This is a genomic window from Actinosynnema mirum DSM 43827 (genome assembly GCF_000023245.1).
Taxonomy (GTDB): Bacteria; Actinomycetota; Actinomycetes; order Mycobacteriales; family Pseudonocardiaceae; genus Actinosynnema; species Actinosynnema mirum.
Map to the genome: position 1 here is coordinate 6,688,642 of NC_013093.1, position 20,833 is coordinate 6,709,474.

Genomic DNA, 20,833 nt, shown 5'->3' on the forward strand with positions numbered 1-20,833 from the left:
TGGGGCGGACGCGAGTCCGGCCGGGGTAGCACGGGCGCGCGCCTCCGGATTGTGGTGGCACGAGCGCGAAGACGCCTGCGGCGGGACGTCGTGCGGCCCGGCCGGGGGGCGGGATGTCGCGCGGCCCGGCACTGCGCGCCGTGGCATTCGGGCACCGGGCCCTGCGGCCCGCGCGACGATGCCCAGCGCCCTGTTCGGGCGCTGGGCGGGTCGGCCCGGCCCTCGCTCGGGCCGACCCGCACCCGTTCTGAGGGAGCATCGCCCGGAACGGGACGCGCCGGGACAAAAAATCTTCAAAGAACGGGGCGGGGCCGCACCCGAAGGTCCGGCCCCGCCCCGTTCTCCCCTTGCCCCGGCGCGGTGCGCGGGCCCCCGAGCCCTCGCACCGCGCCAAGCTCAGCCGCCTACTCCTCCGCCATCCCCGAGACGATCGAGGTGCGCGCCGCGCGCCTGGCGGGCATCGCGGCGGCGATCACCGCGGCGATCACGGCCGCCACCAGCATCACGGCGATCTGCCCCACCGGGACGTCCAGCACGATCTCGATGCCGTCGCCGCCGAACGAGCTGGTCAGCGCCCAGCCGACGCCGATGCCGAGCACCAGCCCGATCGTGGCCCCCATCAGCGCCATCAGCACCGACTCGACCACCAGCATCAGCCGCAGCTGCCCCTTGGTGAGCCCGAGCGCCCGGAGCAGCGCGGTCTCCCTGGTGCGCTCCAGCACGGACAGCGCGAGCGTGTTGGCGATGCCGAACAGCGCGATCAGCACGGCCAGCCCGATCAGCGCCCACACGAACCCGAGCATCTGGTCGACCTGGCTGTTGATCAGGTCCCTGGTCTCGGCGGCCGAGCTGATCACGGCCAGCGGCGAGGTGTCGGTGACCTTCTCCAGGGCCGCGCGCCCGTCGGCGGTGTCCACGCCCTCCTTGAGCTTGACCATGACGTTGCTGTGGCCGGGCTGCGCCGAGTTGACCGACTCGGCGGTGGCCAGGGTGGTCAGGCCGTAGCCGATCTGCCGCCCGGTGACGACGGCGACGACCTCCAGCTCGGTCTTGTCGCGGTTCTCGACGTCCCCGACCTTGACCCGGTCGCCGATCTTGATGCCCGCGGACTTCGCGTACTCCTCGGTGACGGCGAGCTCGCCGTCCCCGAGCGCGTCCAGGGACCCCTCGACCACCTCGGGCAGCACGACGCTGCCGAGGGCGCTGCGCCGCACGCCGATGAAGTACCCGGACTCGGCGTACACCTCGGAGGTGGGCTCGGCCTGCGCGACCTGCGGCACCGCGCCGAGCCGGTCGGCCAGCGCCACGGGCAGCTGCCTGCCGTAGACCGAGGAGTTGACGGTGAAGTCGGCCGGGTACTGCTCGTCGAGCCGCTGGGTCGCGGTCTCCCGGACGGACCCGCCGACGACGGTCACCGAGACCACGATGGACACGCCGACGATGAGCGCGGCGGTGGTGGCGGCGGTGCGGCGCGGGTTGCGCTCGGCGTTGCCGACGGCGAGCTTCGCGGGCACCCCGAACAGCAGGCCGGGCACGATCCCGAGCAGCTTGTTGACCGGCCCGACCAGCAGCGGCCCGAGCAGCACCACGGCGGCGAGCAGCAGCATGGCGCCCGCCGCGCTGGCGAACATGGACATCTCCAGCTGCTCGGCGCGCTGCCCGACGACGAGCGCGCCCGCGCCCGCCACGACGAGCAGCGCGGCGGAGGCGATGCGGAGCTTGCCCGCGCGGCGCACGTCGTCGCCGCTGTCGATCTGGTTGCGCAGCGCGGCGATCGGCGCGACGCGGGTGGCCTTGCGGGCGGGCAGGGCGGCGGCGAGCACGGTGACCAGGACGCCGACCGCGAACGCGGCGAGCACGGTGGTCCAGGTGATCGGCGTCTGCGCGGCCGACGTGCTGCCCGCGCCGAGCGCCCCGATGCCCTGCTGCAGCAGGGCCGCGACGCCGAGTCCCGCGCCGAGCCCGAGCACCGAGGCGACCAGGCCCATCACCAGCGCCTCGGCGAGCACGCTGCGGAACACCTGCGAGCGGTTGGCGCCGACGCAGCGCAGCAGCGCCAGCTCCTTGGTGCGCTGGGCGACCAGGATGGTGAACGTGTTGTAGATGACCATGGAGGCCACGACCAGCGAGATGGCCGCGAACACCAGCAGCGGCAGGGTGAAGTTGACGCCCTGCTTCGCGAGCTGCTCCATGGTGTCGGCCTCGACCTGGGCGCCGGTGCGCACCCGGTACTCGCCGCCGAGCGCGGCGGCGACGGCGTCGCGCAGCTGCTCGGGGCTGCTGCCGGGCGCGGCGAGCGCGACGACCTCGCCGGTGACCGGCTCGTCCCCGAGCGTGGCCATCAGCTCGGGGGTGACCACGCCCTGCTCGCCGTAGCCGAGGGACATCGGGTTGCTGGACTGCCGGTAGGTGCCGACGACGGTGAGCCGGTGGTCGCCGTTCTCCTGGCTCATCAGCGTGGTGGTGCTGCCGATCTTCAGGCCGGTGGACTTGACCCCGCGCTCGTCGAGCGCGATCTCGTCGGCGGACTGCGGGAAGCGGCCGTCGGCGAGGTCGAACTCGCGCAGCTCGGGGGTGGTGGCCAGGGTCTGCACGCGGGCCTCGCGGGCCTTGCCCCTGCTGTCCACGAGCGCGGCCCACACCGTGGCGCGGCTGTCCGCGCCGCTGACGCCGGGCACGGCCCTGACCTCGGCCAGCGCGGACGCCGGGATGCTGGTCAGCTCGGAGGCGTCCCCGTTGACCTGGGCGGACACCGCGACGTTGCGGGAGCTCTTGGCGTACTCCTCGCGGCTGCTGGCGTCGATGGCGTCGCCGAGCACGAGGGTGCCGGTGACGAAGGCGACGCCGAGCGCGATCGCGATCGAGGAGAGCACGAGCCGCGCGGTGCGGGCCCGCAGCCCCGCGATGATCGTGCGCAGCATCAGGCCCCCAGGTTCTTGAGCGCGGCGAGGACGCTGTCGGCGGTGGGGGCGGTGATGTCGCCCGCGAGGTGGCCGTCGGCGAGCAGGACCACGCGGTCCGCGTAGGAGGCGGCGACCGGGTCGTGCGTCACCATGATCACGGTCTGGCCGAGCTTGCGGACCGACATGCGCAGGAAGTCCAGGACCTCGGCGCCGGAGCGCGAGTCCAGGTTGCCGGTGGGCTCGTCGGCGAACACCACGTCGGGCCGGGCGACCAGGGCGCGGGCGCAGGCCACGCGCTGCTGCTGGCCGCCGGACAGCTCGGTCGGCTTGTGCTTGAGGCGGTCGCGCAGGCCGAGCACCTCGACGATGGTGTCGAACCACTCCCGGTCGGGCTTGCGGCCCGCCAGCTCAAGGCCGAGCAGGATGTTCTGCTCCGCGGTGAGCGTCGGCAGGAGGTTGAACGACTGGAAGACGAACCCGACCCGGTCGCGGCGGAGCTTGGTGAGGTCCTTGTCGCCCAGGCCGGTGATCTCGGTGCCGCCGACGCGGACCTGGCCGCCGTCCACGTCGTCCAGGCCCGCCAGGCAGTGCATGAGGGTGGACTTGCCGGAACCCGAGGGGCCCATGATCGCGGTGAACCGGCCCGCCTCGAAGGCGACGGTGACCCCGGCCAGCGCGTGCACCGCGGTGTCGCCCTTGCCGTACACCTTGACCAGGCCGGTCGCCTCCACGGCGGTCCGGGTTCCGACGTCGGACACGACTGCGGACATGGTTGTGCTCCCTGGGGTCGGGGCGCCTGCGGGCCGGGTCCGCTCACCGCGTTCCCGTGCGTCCGCCGCGCTTCTGGCTGACGGGGAGAACGCTAGGGCGGGGCGGTGTGCGCGGGCGTCGCCTCGGCGGCGGGTGCGCGATCAGCCCCCCGGTGGGGAGGGCGGTCCCCCTGCGGGATGACCGGGGAGCCGCCGGGCTCATCCCCCGGTGGCACCGGCTAGCCGGTGACGTCCAGCAGCCCCCGCTCGAACGCGATCGCCACCGCCTCGCCGCGCCTGCCCGCGCCGAGCTTGGCCATGATGCGGGTGAGGTGCACGCTCACCGTCTTCTCGCTGATCACCAGCTCCTCGCCGACCTCGCGGTTGGTGCGCCCGAGCGCCACCAGCGCCAGCACCGAGCGCTCGCGCGGGGTGAACGGGTCCACCTGCCCGCCGGGCACCTCGCCGCGCAGCACGACCCGGCCGCGCCGGGCGGTCTGCCGCACCGCGTCGCGCAATGGGCGCGCCCCGAGCAGCTCGGCCGCGGTGTCGGCGGCCTTCAGCAGGGTCGCGGCCTGCTCCCGCTGCCCGCGCGCCAGGGCGGTCTCGGCCGCGCGCCACCGGCACACCGCCTGCTCGTGGGCGTCCCCGTACAGCTCGGCGGCGACCAGCCACGGCCCGGTGACCACCCCGCCGACGAGCCGGTCCTCCTCGGCGTCCACGCGCGCCAGCCAGGCCGCCGCGTCCGCGCCGCCGCCCCGGACGGCCCTGGCGCGTCCGGCCAGCGCCCGCCCCTCGGCGACCGCGCGCTCCTCGGCGTCCCGGTCCCGGCGCCTGCGCGCCCGTCCGGCCAGCTCCGCCCACGCGGCCACGCCGAGCGCGAGCAGCCGGAGCACCCCGGCCGGGCAGGCGCAGACCCCGGTGGCCTCGACCGCCCGGTCCACCGCCGAGTCGGGCTGGCCGCGCCACAGCAGCAGCTCCACGTCGGCCGCGCCCGCGACCTCGGCGGTCCACGCGTCGCGGGACCAGCGCAACCCGGTCAGCTCCCGCTCGGCGGCCTCGAACTCGCCGCGCCCCACCAGGAGCTGGGCGCGCGCGGCGGCCAACCGCTCCGACCCCCAGGCCCCGGCCTCACCGGCGGCGCCCGCGGCACCGGCCCAGTCGCCCGCGCGGTAGCGGGTGAGCACCTGCCAGGCCCGCAGCTCCACGCCCAGCGCGCTCCACGCGACCCCGGTCTCGTCGGCCCGGCGCACCCCGGCGTCGAACGCCTCCACCGCGCGCCCCGGCTGCCCGGTGTCGTGGTGGAACCGCCCCAGCGCCCGCCGGGCCCGCAGCTCGGCCCCGACCGCGCCGCCGCCGCGCGCGTGCTCCACGGCCTCCAGGTGCCTGCGCAGCGCCGACTCCCCGCGCCCGTCCTCCGCGTCCAGCACCGCCAGCGTGGTGAGCGCGTCGGCCACGGCGGCCCAGGCACCGGAGGCCCGCCCGTCGGCGACGGCCTGCTCGGCCCGCTCGGCGGCCTCGGCCCGCTTGCCGCCCTCGTGCAGCGCCGCCGCCCAGCCGGCCAGCACCTCGGCGCGCTCGGCGCACGCGGGCCGGTCCCGCAGCAGCAGCCACGCCTGCTCGACGGCGGCCTCGCGCTCGCCGTCGGCGTCGTCCAGCTCGGCCAGCGCGCGGGCCAGCCGCAGCCACAGCGCGGCCCCGGCCTCAGGCCCGGTCCCGTCGACCAGCTCGACGCCCGCGCGGGCCAGCGCCACCGCGCGCTCCGGGAGCCCGCTGGCCCCCGCGGCCCACGACGCCTGGCGAAGCAGGTCGGCCTCGGTGATCCCGGACGGCGTGCGCCCGGCGGTGGTCCACAGCCGCAGCGCGACCTCGCGGTGCCGCAGCGCCTCGGCGGGCGCCCCGCAGGCCGCCGCCTCGGCCGCCGCCCGCACGGACGACGCGAGCGCCAGCGCCGGGTTCCCGGCGGCCAGCGCGTGGTGGGCCACCGAGGCGGCGACGCCGCGCCCGGTGGTGGTCCCGAGCAGTTCGGCGAACGCGGCGTGCAGGCGCACCCGCTCGCCGGGCAGCAGGTCGGCGAGCACCGCCTCGCGGGCGAGCGCGTGCCGGAACCGGTAGGCCCCGTCCCGCTCGACGAGCACGCCGTGCCGGACGGCCTCGCGCAGCGCGCCCCCCAGCTCGACGTCGTCGGTGAACGCCGCCAGGTCCACCGCCCGCAGCGGGCGCCCGGCGACGGCGACGACCCGCGCCACGCGCGCGGCCCCCGGCCCGAGCAGGGACGCGCGGGCCAGCGACGGCTCGCCCAGGGTGTGCGGGTCGGCGGCCAGCTCCTCGGCCAGGAACGGGTTGCCCTCGGCGCGCTCGGCGACCCGCAGCACCAGCTCGTCGGACAGGCCGGCGTCCAGCGCGGCGACGAGGCCGCGGGTGTCGATGGCGCTCAGCGGCGCGAGGTCGAGCCGCCGCACCGACGGCAGGCGTCCCAGCTCGGCGAGCACGGGCCGCAGCGGGTGGTCGCGGCGCAGGTCGTCGGAGCGGTGCGTGGTGACCACGAGCAGCCGCTGGTCGCGCAGCCGGGACAGCAGGAACACCAGGAGGGCGCGGGTGGAGGCGTCCGCGAGGTGCAGGTCCTCCAGCACCAGGAGCACGGGGCCGCGCGCGGCGAGGTCGGTGAGCAGGGCGAGGACGGCGTCGAACAGCCGCAGCTGCCCGGTGTCCTGCTCGCCCCGCCTGCCGGGCAGCCGCACCCCGTGCGGGTCGACCGCGCCCCGGTCGGGGACCGGGCTCAGCTCGGGCAGCAGCCAGCGCAGCGCGGGCCGGGCGTCGAGGTCGAGCAGCCCCTCGGCGCGCACCCGCCGGGCGACCTCGGTGAACGGCGGGTAGGGCACCCCGGTCTCGGCGACGTCCAGGCAGCGACCGCCGAGGACCAGCGCGTCGCCCGCCGAGCGCGCCAGCTCGTCGACCAGCCGCGACTTGCCGACCCCGGCCTCGCCGGAGACGAGCACCGCGCCCGGCCTGCCGAGCACCGCGTCCTGGAGCGCTGTCCGCAGGCCCGTGAGCTCCCGGACGCGCGCCACCAGGGGGATTCCGGAACCGAGACGTGCCACGGCTGCATGGTCGCACACCTGGCTTGGCATCGACGTGAGCTTGATCAACCAGCAGCCGCACCGTTGCGCGCTCGGGTCCGGATCGGGCCGAACGGTCGCGGGCCGAACGGTCGCACGCCGAACGCCGACCCCCCGCTCAGGCGTTGGTCGCCCCGACCGACCGCTCGGCGCGGGTGCGCGCCAACCGGCCCCGGACCTCGTCGGCCTCGGGCGCGCCCAGCTCGGTGAACAGCGCCAGCGCCCGCTGCCAGTGCGCCACCGCCCCGCCGACGCCCTGCCGCTCGAAGACCCTGGCCAGCCGGTCGTGCGCGAGCGCCTGGTGGTAGTCGCTGGCCACCTCGGTGGCCAGCGACAGCGCGGTCCGCGCGGACGCGGCGGCCGAGGTGTGCTCGCCCGACTCCAGCAGCACCGTGGACAGGTCCGCGTGGCAGGAGGACTCGCCGCACTGCTCCCCCACCTCCCGGTACATCCGGATGGCCGCGTCGAGCCAGGGGAGGGCGTCCGGGTAGCGCCTGCTCACCGAGTACAGCAGCCCCAGGTTGTGGTGCGCGTTGGCCTCGGCCCACCGGGACCCGGCCGCCCGGCTGACCTCCAGCGCCTCCCGGTAGCAGGACTCGGACTCGTCGACCCGGCCCAGGAGCTGGAGCGTGTCGGCGACCGTCGTGAGTGCCCTGGCCTGCGCCGACACGTCGCCCCAGGAGCGGGCGACCTCCAGCGCCTCCTGGTGCCTGGCCAGCGCCTCCTCGGAGCGGTGGAACTGCGCCAGCGCCACCCCGAGGTTGAACAGCGTCACGAACCGAGCCTCGGGGTCGCCCAGCTCGGTGGCCGCGCCCAGCGCGCGCTCGGTGGTGCTGAGCCAGGTGTGCCGGTCGGCGCGCAGCCAGAAGAACCGCGACAGCGTGTAGGGCAGCTGCCAGGCGTGCGCCAGCCAGCGCCGCTCGCCGGAGTCGCCCGCGTGCTCGGCGGCGGCGATGATGTTCGCCTGCTCCGCCTCCAGCCAGGCGGTGGCGTCCACGACGCCGCTGAGCACGGGCACGTCGACCGGCACGTGCTCGGGCGCGACCCGCACCGCGCCCCGGCCCACCGGCATCAGCGCGTCGGCCAGGTCGGCGCAGTGCAGGTAGTAGTCCAGCACCCGGCCGGTGGCCGCGCGGCGCTGGTCCTCGGGCAGCTCGGCGGCGAGCGCGCGGGTGTAGACCCGGACCAGGTCGTGCGCGCCGTACCGCCCCGGCTCGTTGACCGTGAGCAGGTTCGCCGAGGTCAGCACGTCCAGCTCGCGCTGCGCGGCGGCCAGCGGCAACCGGGCGAGCGCGGCGGCGGCGTGCGGGGTGAGGTCCGCGCCGGGGTGCAGCCCGAGCAGCGCGAGCAGGTGCGCGGGCCGGGGCGGCAGGGCGCGGCGCGAGGCGTCCAGCGCGGCCCGGACCGTGGAGTCCTCGTCCTCCAGCCCGAGCGCGGCGAGCCTGCCGTGCTCGTCGTCCAGCTCGGCCACCAGCTCGGCGGCGCGCAGCGACGGCGCGGCCAGCCGGGCCGCCGCGATGCGCAGCGCCAGCGGCAGCCCGTCGCACAGCACGGCCAGCCTGCGCAGCGCGCCCATCTCGCCGGGGTCGCGCCGCCCGAGCAGCTCCAGCGCCGAGTCCTGGTCGAGCACGTCCAGCTCGACCAGGTGCGCCTCGGCGTGCGCGACGAGCCCGACGAGCCTGCGCCTGCTGGTGACCAGGACGCACGACGGGGCGCCGGTGAGCAGCGCCATCAGCTCGGTGGAGCCGCGCGCGTTGTCGAGCAGCACCACCATCCGCCGGTCGGCGACGAGCGTGCGGAACAGGGCGGAGCGCTCGTCGACGCCCACCGGGACGTCCTCGGCGGGCACGCCCAGGGTGCGCAGGAAGCGGTTGAGCACCTCGCCCGCGCCGAGCGGCTCCTGGTTCGGGTCGTACCCGTGCAGGTCGGCGTAGAGCTGCCCGTCGGGGAACTCGTCCCGCACGCGGTGCGCCCAGTGCAGCGCGAGCGCGGTCTTGCCGACGCCCGCGGGGCCCGTGACGACGAGGACGACGCCGCTGTCGCGCTGGGCGCGCAGCAGCTCGTCCATCCGCGCCAGCGCGGCGGCCCGGCCCGCGAGGGCGGCGGGCGCGCGGGGCAGCTGCGCCGGGGTGGCCGGGGGCCGGGGCTCCGGGGCGGGCACGGCGGCGGGCTTGCGGGTCCCGGCCGGTTCGGGGTCGTCCCCGGCGAGGATCGCCTGCTGGAGCCTGCGCAGCTCCGGCCCCGGCTCGACGCCCAGCTCGTCGATGAGGGCGCGCCGGGCGTCCCGGTAGGCGGCGAGCGACTCGGCCTGCCTGCCCGCCTGGCACAGCGCCCGCATCAGCAGCCCGTGGCCGCGCTCGCGCAGCGGGTGCTCGCCGACCAGCGCGGTCAGCTGCGGCACCAGCTCGGCGCCGCGGCCGAGCAGCAGCAGCACCTCGGCGCGCTCCTCCAGCGCGGCCAGCCTGCGCTCGCCGAGGCGCTGCCGCTCGACCTCGGCGAACAGCCCCGTGACCCCGCCGAGGGGTTCGGCCCTCCACAGCGACAGCGCGGATTCCAGCTCCGAGGCGGCCCCCTCCAGGTCACCCTGGGCCCTGCTGCGGGCCGCCGAGGTGGTGGCGCGCTCGAAGGCGTCGAGGTCGACGGAGGAGGTGGGCACGCGCAGCAGGTAGCCGTCGCCGACGGAGGTGAGCAGCTCGGCGGGCGCCCGCCTGGCCCGGTGCGGTTCGAGCGCGCGGCGCAGGCCCGCGACGTAGGTCTGCACGAGGTTGACCGAGGAGGTCGGCGGGTTCTCCCCCCAGACCGCCTCGATGATCTGGTCGCGGCTGACCGGGGCGTTGCGGGCCAGCAGGAGCACGGCGAGCACCGCCCGCTGCTTGGCCGCCCCGAGGTCGACCTCCCTGGAGCCGCGCACGGCGCGCAGCAGCCCGAGCACCTCGAAGCGGAGGGGGACCGGGTCGGCCGCCCCCGCGCCACCGGCGCGCGCCGCCCCGAGGGCGTTCCCGTCGTCCTGCTCCACCCGAACCGATCCTCCGCCCAGGGCCGCCACCTGCGGCGCGACCAGCGCTCCAGTGCGGCTCCAGTCGTGCTGTAGCCGCATTCTTACGCTAAGCGTGTCCGACCGACCACACAGGGCGAATCCCGGTGGGGGAGGTTGGACCAGACAGCGGAACATCCGCTGCTCTCCCGGAACGACGAGGGCAGGCCGGCGTGCAAGGGGCATCCAGCCCGCGGCGGCGGAACGCCGGTTTGCCCTCGTCCCCGCATGGGAGAGGGGTCGTCCGGTAGGGGACGGCCCCTCTCCAGTGCCCTCCCCAACGCGGAAGAGCCGGTCGACGGGACCCGAACCTCCCGTCGACCGGCTCTTCCGTCGTGCACGCGTGGTGGCTTCCTGGTCCGCGGGCCCCGGCCCGCACCCCCTGTCGGCCAGGACGCCTCGCGCGGGGCGCGGGGCGCTCGGAGCGGTCGCGCCCGCGCGGCCTCCCGGACGCGGGTTCCTCGGAGCGGGCCGGTGGCCGCCGGGGGCGGCGGCGCCCGGTGGCCACCGGTCCGGCTCAGGACTCGCCCACCAGCGCCGGCTCGGCGTCGGGCCGGGTGGCCTCGGCGGCGCGCGCGGCGGCCCGGCGCTTGCACAGGTACACGACCAGCGCGATCAGGCAGCCGACCGCCATGACGCCCCACATGGCCCGGCCGAACGCGGCCTCGATGTACTTGGCCGAGGCTCCCGCGGCCGAGCCGATGCCGATGTGCAGCGCGGACCAGGCGGCGGCGCCCGCGATCGAGGCGGGCAGGAACTTGCGGTAGTCGAGCTTGGCCGCGCCCGCGGAGGCGGGCACGAGGGTGCGCACGACGGGCATGAACCGGGCGATGAACACGGCGTACGCGCCGCGCCTGCGCAGCAGCTCGCCCGCCTTGTCCCAGTGCTGCTGGCCGATCTTGCGCACCAGCCTGCTCGCCCGCAGCCGGTCGCCGAAGCGCCTGCCCAGGTAGTAGCCGATGCTGTCGCCGGCGACGGCGCACACGGTCACCACCAGCCACATGACGAGGAAGCGCGAGAGCGTGTTCGCGGTCGTCGACGCCAGCAGCAGCGCCGTCTCGCCGGGGGCGAGGAAGCCCACGCCGAGGGTGCACTCCGCGAGCGTCATCGCGCCGGTGACCGCCAGGACCGCCGGTTGGGGCAGGCCGGCGAGCCCGTCGAGCGCGTCGGTCACAAAACCCATCGAAATCCCCCAAACGGATCACGGGTACATCACACCAGGCACACGGCTGACCACGGAGCGCATTTACCCGGTGACCTGACGAGCGCTAGTCCTCGTCGGGCGGACAGCGAGCCCCCGCCCCGTCACCAGCACACCAGCCGTTCGTGGTGCTGTCATCATCTCCTGGTCTGATTCTGGCTTCCGCCGTAAGTAGCACACAACGGCAGGATTCCGGACATCCTGACCCAAAAAAGTGAGGGTGACCCCCTGGAGGGTCACCCTCTTCACACGCTATGTGACCGGCGTGGCCGCCTGCCGAACGGACGGTCACCGCCCGTCGAGCGCACCGCCCTTGGCGCCGTCCGCGAAGCGGGCCCACTCGCGGGGGCCGAACTCCAGCAGGCCGCCCGCGCGGTTCTTCGTGTCCCGCACGGCGGTCAGCGCGCCGTCCCGCGCGATCTCCACGCAGTCCGCGCCGGTCGCCGTGGTGCGACTGCCCTTGCGCCAGTTCTGGTACATCGTCCCGACACTCCCGGTTCAGGAGAGTTCCCGCGCGACCCGCCCGACCAGTGCCGCGGATTCACCGACGTCGAGCGCCGCGGTCGCCAATCGCGAGAACATCTCGGCATACCTGAGCACTTCCGAGGCCTGCTCCAGATAAACCTCGTTCCGCGTGGTTTCGAGGTATACCACGTCGCGATCCTGCTCATCGCTGAAGGACAGCAGCACGAACGGGCTGTCCATCGCCGAATAAGCACCCGCGGTGAAGGGGATCACCTGAATGGTGAGATTTTCTCTTTCACCCATTTCGGAGAGCTTCGCCAGTTGCTCCGCCATCACGGCGGGCCCGCCCACGAGACGCCGCAGCGCGGCCTCGTCCACCACCGCGTGCAGCCGCAGCGGCGGGTCCTCGGCCAGCAGCGCCTGCCGGGCCCCGCGCAGCTCGATCCGCCGGTCGACCTCGGAGGGCGACGAGCCGGGCGACACGTCGGCGATCAGCGCCCTGGTGTACGACTCGCACTGGAGCAGCCCCGGCACCATGAGCCCCTGGTAGGTGCGGACCTGCTCGGCGTCCGCCTCCAGGCCCACGTACTTGCCGGGCGCGATGTCGCCGAACGCGTCCCACCACGCCTTGCGCCGGGCCTGCCTGGCGAGCTGGACCAGCTCGTCCAGCAGCACGGGGTCCGCGTCGTAGGCGGTGAGCATGTCGCGCACGTCGCGGGGCGTGACGCCGACCCGGCCGGTCTCGATCCGGCTGATCTTGGACGCGGAGCACTCCAGCCGCTCGCCCACGTCCTCGATGGTGAGCCCCGACGCCTCGCGGAGCCTGCGCAGCTCGCTGACGAGGCGCCTCTTGCGCAGGGTGGGGCTCTCGCCGCGCGACATCCGCGCACCTCCTCAGTGCAGTTGCAGGGCACAGTCTCGGCCCGTTCACCCGGCAAGCAAAGAGACGTCATCCATTCGTGTACTGCAACTTGCAGGCGGGCACGTGCTGGTCCCAGGCTGCTGTGGCAACGCTGACGGGGAGGGCGGCATGGCTGCCAGCAGGGAGCGGCGAGGATGGCTCTGACGGTCTTCGGCCAGCTCGACAGGTCGCTGCACGACCACCTGGCCGCGCTGGTGCGCCGGGCCGACCAGGCGGACGGCGAGAGCGCGGTGGAGCTGGCCCGCTCGGAGCTGCCCCGCGTGGTCGCCGCGCTGAAGTCCCTGCTCGACGAGCACCAGCCCGACGAGCGCGGGCGCTGCGGGACCTGCCGCAGGCGGTGGAGCGGCCTGTGGGGCAGGCGCAGCACGGCCCCCTGCCGGGCCTACATCGGCGCGCAGCTGTGCCTGGCCGTCGCGGGCCCCCGACCGGTCGCCGGGTCGCGGGACGAGGTCGACCCGTTCGAGGACGGCGTCGGCGACCCCTTCGGCGACACCTTCCGGGACGCGGGCCGCTAGCGCCCCTCCCCCACACGCGAGCGGGCGGACGCGGGCCCGTTCGGCGTCGGGTGGCGACACCCTCCTCGAGGTCGCGCTCCCAGGGAGCACCCGACACCACAGGCCGTGGCGGAACCGGCCCCGAACCCCCGACCGGGGTCGGTTCCGCCACGGCCTCCGCGCGTTCAGCGCTTTCGGGCAATTCGGACGACCACACACCGTCACGTTCCGTTGAATGATCAACACTTACGGGTGTCACGCCTGGTCAGAGCACCGGTGCCGTCGTCATCATGGACGGTGAACCGCAGTGCCGACACGTCCCCCCGTGCCGACACGGATGTGCCACCGCCGCCACCCATCGGGCCCGTCTCCCGCGTTCGTCGGACTGCACCCCTCGACGCCAGTGAGGATTTCGATGAACCGAGCCCGGAAGTCGCACGCAGGTGAGCACACCACCGCGGGCCCTCCGCCCAAGCCGGGGTTGCTGGGCGTGCTGCGCCACGACGTGCCCGCCTCGCTCGTGGTGTTCCTGGTGGCGATCCCCCTGTCGCTGGGCTTCGCCGCGGCCAGCGGCGCGCCGCTCATGGCGGGCCTGGTGTCCGCCGCCGTCGGCGGGATCGTCGCGGGCGCCCTCGGCGGGGCCCCGATGCAGGTCAGCGGCCCCGCGGCGGGCATGGTGCTGATCACCACGAGCCTGATCGCCGAGTACGGCTGGGCGGCCACGGCCATGATCACCGTGGGGGCGGGCCTGTTCCAGCTGGCCTGCGGCCTCACCGGCGTGGCGCGCGTGGCGCTGTCGCTGTCCCCCGCCGTGGTGCACGGCCTGCTCGCGGGCATCGGCGTGACGATCGCGCTGAGCCAGCTGGTCGTGGCGCTCGGCGGCGAGGCGGGCGCCACCGCCGAGGAGAACGTGCTGATGCTGTTCGCGCCGGTCGACCTGGAGTCGCTGGCGGTGGGCGCGGTCGCGGTGGCGGTCATGCTGCTGTGGCCGCTGGTGCCGCGCGCCTCGTTCGCGCCCGCCCCGCTGGTCGCGGTGGCCGCCGCGACCGGGGTCGGCGCGGGCCTGGACGTGGCGCGGGTGGAGCTGCCCGGCATCGAGGGGCTGGTCGCCCCGGAGATGCCGTCCGGCCCGATCACCGGGATCGCGTTCGCGGTGGTCACGGTCGCGGTGGTGGCCAGCGTGGAGACGCTGCTGTCGGCGGTGGCCGTGGACAAGCTGCACGACGGGCCGCGCGCCGACCTGGACCGCGAGCTGGTCGCGCAGGGCGTGGCCAACGCCGTGGCGGGCGCGGTCGGCGGGCTGCCGGTGAGCGGCGGCATCGCGCGCGGCTCGACGAACGTGGCGGCCGGCGCGGTCACGCGGATGTCGGCGGTGCTGCACGGGGTGTGGATCGGGGTGTTCGCGCTGGCGCTCGGGTCGGTGCTGGAGCTGGTGCCGCTGGCGGCGCTGTCGGGCGTGCTGCTGGTGGTGGGGCTGCGGCTGGTCAGCCCGGAGCGGATGCGGGTGCTGTGGCGGCACGGCGAGTTCACCGCGTACGCCGTGACCGTGGTGGGCGTGGTCGGGCTCGGGCTGGTGCAGGGGGTGCTGCTGGGCGTGGCCGCGGCGGTGCTGCGGTCGGTGTACCGGCTGGCGCACTGCTCGGTGCGGGTGGACGAGGCGGGCGGCGAGGGGTGCCGGGTCGTCATCCGCGGGTCGCTGGTGTTCCTCGGGGCGGGCCGGATGGTGCGGGAGCTGCGCGGCGTGCCGCTGCGCAGGCACGTGGTGCTGGAGCTGCACATCGACTTCCTGGACCACGGGGCGTACGAGGCGATCGAGGACTGGCGGGCCGGCTACCAGCGGCTCGGCGGCTCGGTCGAGGTGCTGGAGGTGCACGACACGTGGTTCTCGAAGGCGACCAAGGGGATGCCCGCGCTGCGCAAGGCGCCGGTGGCCCCGTCCGCGCGCTGGTTCGCGCCGTGGTCGTACTGGCAGCAGCGGCGGGACGCGGCCGGGGAGGTGGTGGTGCCCCGGCAGCGGGACGAGGTCGACCCGATGATCCTGGGGATGCACGAGTTCGAGCGGTTCGCCGCCCCGCTGGTGCGGCCGTTCCTGGCGGAGCTCGCCGAGCGCGGGCAGCGTCCCGGCCAGCTGTTCATCACCTGCGCGGACTCGCGGGTGGTGCCCAACATGATCACCACGTCGGGGCCGGGCGACCTGTTCTGCGTGCGCAACATCGGCAACCTGGTGCCGGTCGACGGCGACGACTCGGTGGCCGCCGCGGTGGAGTACGCGGTGCGGGTGCTGGCGGTGCGGACCGTGGTGGTGTGCGGGCACTCGGACTGCGGGGCGATGAAGGCGCTGCTGGACGGCACGGCGCCGCCGGGGTCGCGGCTGCGGTCGTGGCTGCGGGCGGCGGACCCGAGCCTGATCCGGTTCCACGAGCTGGAGGGGCACGCGTCCGGCTCGGCGGTGGTGGAGCGGCTGGCCGTGGCGAACGTGGCGCAGCAGCTGGACAACCTGATGGCCTACCCGTGCGTGCGGGAGGCGGTGGACTGCGGGGCGCTGCGGCTCGTGGGCATGTACTTCGACATCTCCTCGGCCAGGGTGTACCTGGTCGACCCGGAGCGGGGGGCGCTGGCGCCGGTCACGACCTGACCCGGTGGCGCGGGGCCCCTCCTCGTGAGGGGTCCCGCGCCGTGCTCCCGGTGTGGCGCGTTCTCGGGCGTCGACCGGTCTCAGGCGTCGATCTGGGAGCGGTCGCCGGACCAGAGGGTGTGGAACGAGCCCTCGCGGTCGGTCCTGCGGTAGGTGTGGGCGCCGAAGAAGTCCCGCAGTCCCTGGATGAGGGAGGCGGGCAGGCGCTCGGAGCGCAGCGCGTCGTAGTAGGACAGCGCGGACACGAAGCCGGGCGCGGGCACCCCGGACTGGACGGCCTTCACCGCGACCCGCCGCCAGGCGTCCTCGGCGGTGCGCACGGCGTCGCGGAAGTAGTCGTCGGCGAGCAGGGTCTCCAGCTCGGGGTTCCGGTCGTAGGCCTCCTTGATCCGGTCCAGGAAGCGGGCCCGGATGATGCAGCCGCCGCGCCAGATGGTGGCCGTGGAGCCGAGGTCGAGGTCCCAGCCGTACTCGGTGCTGGCGGCGCGCATCTGGTCGAAGCCCTGCGCGTACGCGACGACCTTGGAGGCGTAGAGGGCCTGGCGGACGTCCTCGACGAGCGAGTCGTCCCGGCTGGCGACGACCTCGTTGACGCCGAGGGCGGCGCGGGCGGCCTCGCGCTGGGAGGCGCGGCCGGACAGCGAGCGGGCGAAGACGGCCTCGGCGATGCCGGTGACCGGGACGCCCAGTTCGAGGGCCTCCTGGACGGTCCAGCGGCCGGTGCCCTTCTGCTCGGCCTCGTCGGCGATGACGTCGACCAGCGCGGAGCCGGTCTCGGCGTCGACGTGGGCTAGCACCTCGGCGGTGATCTCGACCAGGTAGGACTCCAGGTCGCCGGTGTTCCAGCCCCGGAAGACCTCGGCGACCTCGGCGGGGGTCAGGCCGCCCGCGCGGTGCAGCAGGTCGAACGCCTCGGCGATGAGCTGCATGTCGGCGTACTCGATGCCGTTGTGCACCATCTTGACGAAGTGGCCCGCGCCGTCCGGCCCGACGTGCACGCAGCACGCCTCGCCGTTGACCTTGGCGGAGATGGCCTCCAGGACGGGGCCGACGTGCTCGTAGGACTCCTTGGAGCCGCCGGGCATGATGCTGGGCCCGTTGAGCGCGCCCTCCTCGCCGCCGGAGATGCCCGCGCCGACGAAGTGCAGGCCCGCCTCGCGCAGCGCGGCCTCGCGGCGCCGGGTGTCGGCGTAGTGCGCGTTGCCGCCGTCGATGACCATGTCACCGGGTTCGAGCAGGGGCGCCAGCTCGTCGATGACCGCGTCGGTGGGGGCGCCCGCCTTCACCATGATGATGATCTGCCGGGGCTTCTGGAGGCTGCCGACCAGCTCGTCCAGGGTCTCGGCGGGGACGAACTCGCCCTCGTGCCCGTGCTCGGAGATCAGGGCCTTGGTTCGGGCGTTGGTGCGGTTGTGCACGGCGACGCGGAAGCCGTGCCGGGCGAGGTTGCGCGCCAGGTTGCTGCCCATGACGGCGAGCCCCGTGACGGCGATCCGCGCCGGTGCCTCGGAGGTGGTCATCAGTCCACCCTGCCCGCATTCGGGTCCGGGCGCACATATGCGACTACCCACACTTCGGACGCTCCTGCGCGGGAATTACCGGGCGGGTTCGTGAAACACGGGACGGTGAGCGCGTTTGCGCCGGTCGGGGGAACCGCGCGGGGTCTTGGCGGGGAACCCGTGGGGTGCGGGCCGGATTCCGGGGAGTGGACCTCCGGGTCCGGTCTGCGCGGGTGTCGGCGGTGGGGGCGGGCGCCGGTGCGGTGCCCGCCCCCACGCCCGCCTACCCCACCGACCGGTACGCCTCACCGGCCGCGTTGGGGACGCCGCCCGGCGTGTACAGCCCGGTCCCCGGCTTGTCGGCGGGGAGCGCGAACCAGGCGTAGCGCTCCACCCACGGCAGGCCCTCCATCATCCGGGCCGAGCCGCTCGCGAACGCCGCCAGCTCGCTCGCGCTCGGGTACCGCGCCGCGCCGCCCGACCAGTCGATCAGCGAGTACTCGGTCACCCAGACGGGCAGCCCGTACCGGGCGCGCACCGCGTCCAGGTAGTTCTTCAGGTGGCCGACGGCGGCGGCGCTGAAGTCCGAGCCGTACCAGTGCAGGGTGATGAAGTCGACGCGCAGGCCGCGCTGCTTGGCCCCGGCCATGAACCGGTCGAGCCAGCCTCCCGCCTTGTCGCCGCCGTAGGCGACGGCCGGGCTGCCCAGGCGCATCCCGGTGGCCTGGAGCTGCGGCCACAGGTCGAGGGCCTGCTCGACGCTCATGTTCGACTGCTCGCCCAGGTCCGGCTCGTTGAAGCCGAGCAGCGTGCCGCCCTGGCCCTTCACGGCGGCCAGGTTCGCCGGGGTCACCGTCTTCGCGCCCCAGATCATCGGCACGAACTCGACGCCCTGCGGAATCACCAGGTCCTCCCTGGTGGGCGCCCAGTTGTAGACCCAGCCCGCGCCGACGTCGCCGAGCGCCCTGCCGACGCCGTCGAAGTTCCAGGTGCTGACGCCCTTCTTCGCCGACGGCGCGGCGGGCGGGCGGGGCGCGGCCACGGCGGGCTGCGGCTGGGTGGTGGTGGTCGGGGCCGGGCTGCTGGAGCTGGGCGCGGTGGTCGTGGTGGGCGCGGCCGAGGACTCGGGCAGCGGCTGCGTGGTGAACGTCGGCGGGAGGGTGACCTGGGCGGCCGGCGCGGGCGGCTCGTCGGCGGGCAGCGCCATCGGGGCCACCACGGCGGCCGTCGCGATCGCGGCGACCGCCGTCGCGACCACCAGGGGCTTGGCGGCGACCTGCGCCCAGAAGCCCTTCTTCACCGCGCCGACCGCCTTGAGCGACTGGGCCGTGGCGGCGGGCTGGGCCGTGCCGTGACCGGCGTGCCCGACGCCCTGCCCGGCCTGACCGGCGCCCTGCCCCACCAGCGCCTCGCCCGCGCCCCCGGCCGCGCCCCACAGCGACGGGTCCAGCGCGAACGGCACCGGCACCAGCGGCAGCCGCGCCACCAGGCCGTCCACCGCCGCCAGGTCGTCGAACGCCGCCGCGCACCGCTCGCACTCCCGCGCGTGCCGCATGACCCGCTTGCGCCACAGCGCGCTGGGCTCCCCGTCCCAGTCCCCCACGACGTGCGCCAGCTCCCCGCACCGGGGCACGACCGCGAGCACCCGCACGACCACCCGCGACGCGTCCAGCTGCGCCTTCATCCGCTGCACCCGCACCGCCGCGTGCTGCGCGCTGATCCCGACCGCCTCGACCAGCTCGGCGCGGGTGATCCGCCCGACCGCCTCCATCCACCACAGCGACAGCAGCTCCCGCTCCTCCTCGCCGAGCCAGCGGGTCGCGGCCACCACCTCCCGCCGCTGCCCGGTCAGGTGGAGCTTGGTGAGCGCGAGGTCGACGAAGTCCGCGCCGGGGTCGGCCCGGTCGGCCAGGGACCGCTCGTCCACGGGCAGCGGCAGCCGCCGCCGGTGCCGCTCGCGGACCTGGTTCATGGCGATGACCAGCAGCCACGACCGGAACGCTGCCGGGTCGCGCAGCTCGCCGAGCGAGTCGACGGCGCGCAGCATCGTCTCCTGGACGACGTCGTCGGTGTCCGGGTGGCCGCCCAGCGCGTGGCCGACGACGTTGTAGACCAGCGGCAGGTAGGCCGCGACCAGCTCGTCGAGGGCGCCGTCCTCGCCGCGCTGCGCCGCGACGACCGTCGCCGCGCCGGGCTCGTGCGGTGTCCGCATCCAATCCTCCTGGCAGTGGTCGGTTCCGCTCAGGAGACGGCGGGCCGGGGCCACGATAACCAGAACGTCCCCCTAGGTTTGGCCGCCATGGACGCAGAGGAGTTCCGCCGGGCGGGGCACGAGGTCGTCGACTGGATCGCCGACTACCGCTCCCGCCTGGAGTCGCTGCCGGTGCTGGCGCAGGTCGAGCCGGGGTGGGTGCGCGAGCGGCTGCCCGCCGAGCTGCCGGAGGAGCCGGAGCCGTTCGACGCGGTGCTCGCCGACGTCGACCGCGTGGTGGTGCCCGCCACCACGCACTGGCAGCACCCGTCGTTCTTCGCGTACTTCCCGGCGAACGCGTCGCTGCCGTCGGTGCTCGGCGACCTGGTCTCCACGGGGCTGGGCGTGCAGGGGATGCTGTGGGCCACCTCGCCCGCGTGCACCGAGCTGGAGCAGGTGCTGATGGACCAGCTCGTGGCGGCGATGGGCCTGCCCGAGTCGTTCCTGGGCGGAGGGGTCATCCAGGACACCGCGTCGTCGGCCGCGCTCGTGGCGCTGGTGGCGGCGTTGCAGCGGGCGTCGGGCGGGAAGTGGCGGGCGGCGGGCGTGGACGGCTCGGAGACGATCTACGTGTCCTCGCAGACGCACTCGTCGCTGGCCAAGGCGGCCCGGATCGCCGGCCTCGGCGAGGAGGCGGTGCGCGCGGTCCCGACCGGCGACGACCTGGCGATGTCGGCGGACGCGCTGGAGGCCGCGATCGCGGCGGACGTGGCGGCGGGCAGGCGGCCGGTGCTGGTGTGCGCGACCGTCGGCACCACCGGGACCGGCGCGGTCGACCCGGTGCGGGCGATCGGCGAGGTGTGCGCGCGGCGCGGGGTGTGGCTGCACGTGGACGCGGCGTGGGCGGGCGCGGCGGCGGTGTGCCCGGAGCACCGGGGGATGCTGGACGGCCTGGAGCTGGCCGACTCGTACTGCGCGAACGCGCACAAGTGGCTGCTGACGGCGTTCGACGCGTCCCTGTTCTGGACCTCGCGGCCCGGTGGGCTGGTGGACGCGCTGACGATCCTGCCGGAGTACCTGCGCAACCCGGCGACCGAGTCGGGGGCGGTCGTGGACTACCGCGACTGGCAGGTGCCGCTGGGCAGGCGGTTCCGGGCGCTGAAGCTGTGGGCGGCGCTGCGGACCCACGGGCTGAGCGGGGTGCGGGCGCACCTGCGCGGGCACGTGGAGCTGGCGCGGAAGCTGGAGGGGTGGGTCGAGGCGGACCCGAGGTGGGAGGTCGTGACGCCCAGGACGCTGTCGCTGCTGGTCATCGCGGTGCGCGGGGACGAGGCGGCGACCAGGCGGGCGGTGGAGTCGGTGAACGCGGGCGGCGAGGCGTACCTGACGCACGCGGTCGTGGGCGGGCGGTACGTGGCGCGGGTCGCGGTCGGGGCGATCGGGACTCAGGAGCGGCACGTGCGGGCGCTGTGGGAGGCGCTGCGCGCGGCGGTGTGACGCGGGGGGGGTGACGCGGGGGGGGTGACGCGGGGGGGTGACGCGGGGGGGTGACGCGGGGGGGGTGACGCGGGGGGGTGACGCAGGGGGGGTGACGCAGGGGTGTGACGCGGCGTGAGGTGGG

Annotated in this window: 12 protein-coding genes; 3 read left to right on the forward strand and 9 right to left on the reverse strand. The window is 75.4% G+C overall.

The window, feature by feature from the left end; translation table 11 throughout:
- Nucleotides 1-404 precede the first annotated feature (404 nt).
- From AMIR_RS28125 to AMIR_RS28155, 7 genes are all read right to left on the reverse strand, one after another.
- Nucleotides 405-2,921, reverse strand: a complete 2,517-nt coding sequence (locus AMIR_RS28125; protein WP_015804374.1) for an ABC transporter permease — start codon at nt 2,919-2,921, stop codon at nt 405-407.
- Nucleotides 2,921-3,673 (reverse strand): ABC transporter ATP-binding protein, encoded by a 753-nt coding sequence (locus tag AMIR_RS28130; RefSeq protein ID WP_015804375.1) that lies wholly within the window; start codon nt 3,671-3,673, stop codon nt 2,921-2,923. Before AMIR_RS28130 ends, AMIR_RS28125 begins: the two co-directional genes overlap by 1 nt.
- A 218-nt stretch (nt 3,674-3,891) precedes the next feature.
- Nucleotides 3,892-6,753: a helix-turn-helix transcriptional regulator gene (locus AMIR_RS28135; RefSeq protein WP_015804376.1), complete on the reverse strand. Its 2,862-nt coding sequence runs from the start codon at nt 6,751-6,753 to the stop codon at nt 3,892-3,894.
- Between the two features lie 136 nt (nt 6,754-6,889).
- Nucleotides 6,890-9,787 carry an AfsR/SARP family transcriptional regulator gene (locus tag AMIR_RS28140; protein WP_015804377.1) on the reverse strand — a complete coding sequence of 966 codons (2,898 nt, stop codon included), beginning with the start codon at nt 9,785-9,787 and terminating at the stop codon, nt 6,890-6,892.
- Nucleotides 9,788-10,322: 535 nt separating this feature from the next.
- Nucleotides 10,323-10,988, reverse strand: a complete 666-nt coding sequence (locus AMIR_RS28145) for a DedA family protein (RefSeq protein ID WP_015804378.1) — start codon at nt 10,986-10,988, stop codon at nt 10,323-10,325.
- Between the two features lie 306 nt (nt 10,989-11,294).
- Nucleotides 11,295-11,486, reverse strand: coding sequence for a DUF397 domain-containing protein (locus AMIR_RS28150; protein ID WP_015804379.1), 192 nt, complete (start codon nt 11,484-11,486; stop codon nt 11,295-11,297).
- An 18-nt stretch (nt 11,487-11,504) separates the two neighbouring features.
- Nucleotides 11,505-12,353: a helix-turn-helix domain-containing protein gene (locus AMIR_RS28155; RefSeq protein WP_015804380.1), complete on the reverse strand. Its 849-nt coding sequence runs from the start codon at nt 12,351-12,353 to the stop codon at nt 11,505-11,507.
- Between the two features lie 174 nt (nt 12,354-12,527).
- Between AMIR_RS28155 and AMIR_RS28160 the strand changes: the two genes are divergently transcribed.
- Nucleotides 12,528-12,908, forward strand: coding sequence for a hypothetical protein (locus tag AMIR_RS28160; protein ID WP_015804381.1), 381 nt, complete (start codon nt 12,528-12,530; stop codon nt 12,906-12,908).
- Between the two features lie 394 nt (nt 12,909-13,302).
- Nucleotides 13,303-15,522, forward strand: a complete 2,220-nt coding sequence (locus AMIR_RS28165) for a SulP family inorganic anion transporter (RefSeq protein ID WP_015804382.1) — start codon at nt 13,303-13,305, stop codon at nt 15,520-15,522.
- 80 nt (nt 15,523-15,602) lie between these two features.
- Here AMIR_RS28165 and gndA read toward each other — a convergent pair whose 3' ends face one another.
- On the reverse strand, nt 15,603-17,042 hold the full coding sequence (gene gndA, locus AMIR_RS28170) for an NADP-dependent phosphogluconate dehydrogenase (RefSeq protein WP_015804383.1): 1,440 nt from the start codon (nt 17,040-17,042) through the stop codon (nt 15,603-15,605).
- Between the two features lie 262 nt (nt 17,043-17,304).
- Nucleotides 17,305-19,233: a sigma-70 family RNA polymerase sigma factor gene (locus tag AMIR_RS28175; RefSeq protein WP_015804384.1), complete on the reverse strand. Its 1,929-nt coding sequence runs from the start codon at nt 19,231-19,233 to the stop codon at nt 17,305-17,307.
- Nucleotides 19,234-19,320: 87 nt separating this feature from the next.
- On the opposite strand from AMIR_RS28175, the gene AMIR_RS28180 reads away from it, so the two are divergent.
- Nucleotides 19,321-20,709, forward strand: a complete 1,389-nt coding sequence (locus AMIR_RS28180) for an aminotransferase class V-fold PLP-dependent enzyme (RefSeq protein WP_015804385.1) — start codon at nt 19,321-19,323, stop codon at nt 20,707-20,709.
- Nucleotides 20,710-20,833 lie beyond the last annotated feature (124 nt).

Coding starts and splice junctions, on each gene's coding strand:
- AMIR_RS28125 (WP_015804374.1), bottom strand. CDS start 2,921: ATGCTGCGCACGATCATCGCGGGGCTGCGGGCCCGCACCGCGCGGCTC.
- AMIR_RS28130 (WP_015804375.1), bottom strand. CDS start 3,673: ATGTCCGCAGTCGTGTCCGACGTCGGAACCCGGACCGCCGTGGAGGCG.
- AMIR_RS28145 (WP_015804378.1), bottom strand. CDS start 10,988: ATGGGTTTTGTGACCGACGCGCTCGACGGGCTCGCCGGCCTGCCCCAA.
- AMIR_RS28150 (WP_015804379.1), bottom strand. CDS start 11,486: ATGTACCAGAACTGGCGCAAGGGCAGTCGCACCACGGCGACCGGCGCG.
- AMIR_RS28155 (WP_015804380.1), bottom strand. CDS start 12,353: ATGTCGCGCGGCGAGAGCCCCACCCTGCGCAAGAGGCGCCTCGTCAGC.
- AMIR_RS28160 (WP_015804381.1), top strand. CDS start 12,528: ATGGCTCTGACGGTCTTCGGCCAGCTCGACAGGTCGCTGCACGACCAC.
- AMIR_RS28165 (WP_015804382.1), top strand. CDS start 13,303: ATGAACCGAGCCCGGAAGTCGCACGCAGGTGAGCACACCACCGCGGGC.
- gndA (WP_015804383.1), bottom strand. CDS start 17,042: ATGACCACCTCCGAGGCACCGGCGCGGATCGCCGTCACGGGGCTCGCC.
- AMIR_RS28175 (WP_015804384.1), bottom strand. CDS start 19,233: ATGCGGACACCGCACGAGCCCGGCGCGGCGACGGTCGTCGCGGCGCAG.
- AMIR_RS28180 (WP_015804385.1), top strand. CDS start 19,321: ATGGACGCAGAGGAGTTCCGCCGGGCGGGGCACGAGGTCGTCGACTGG.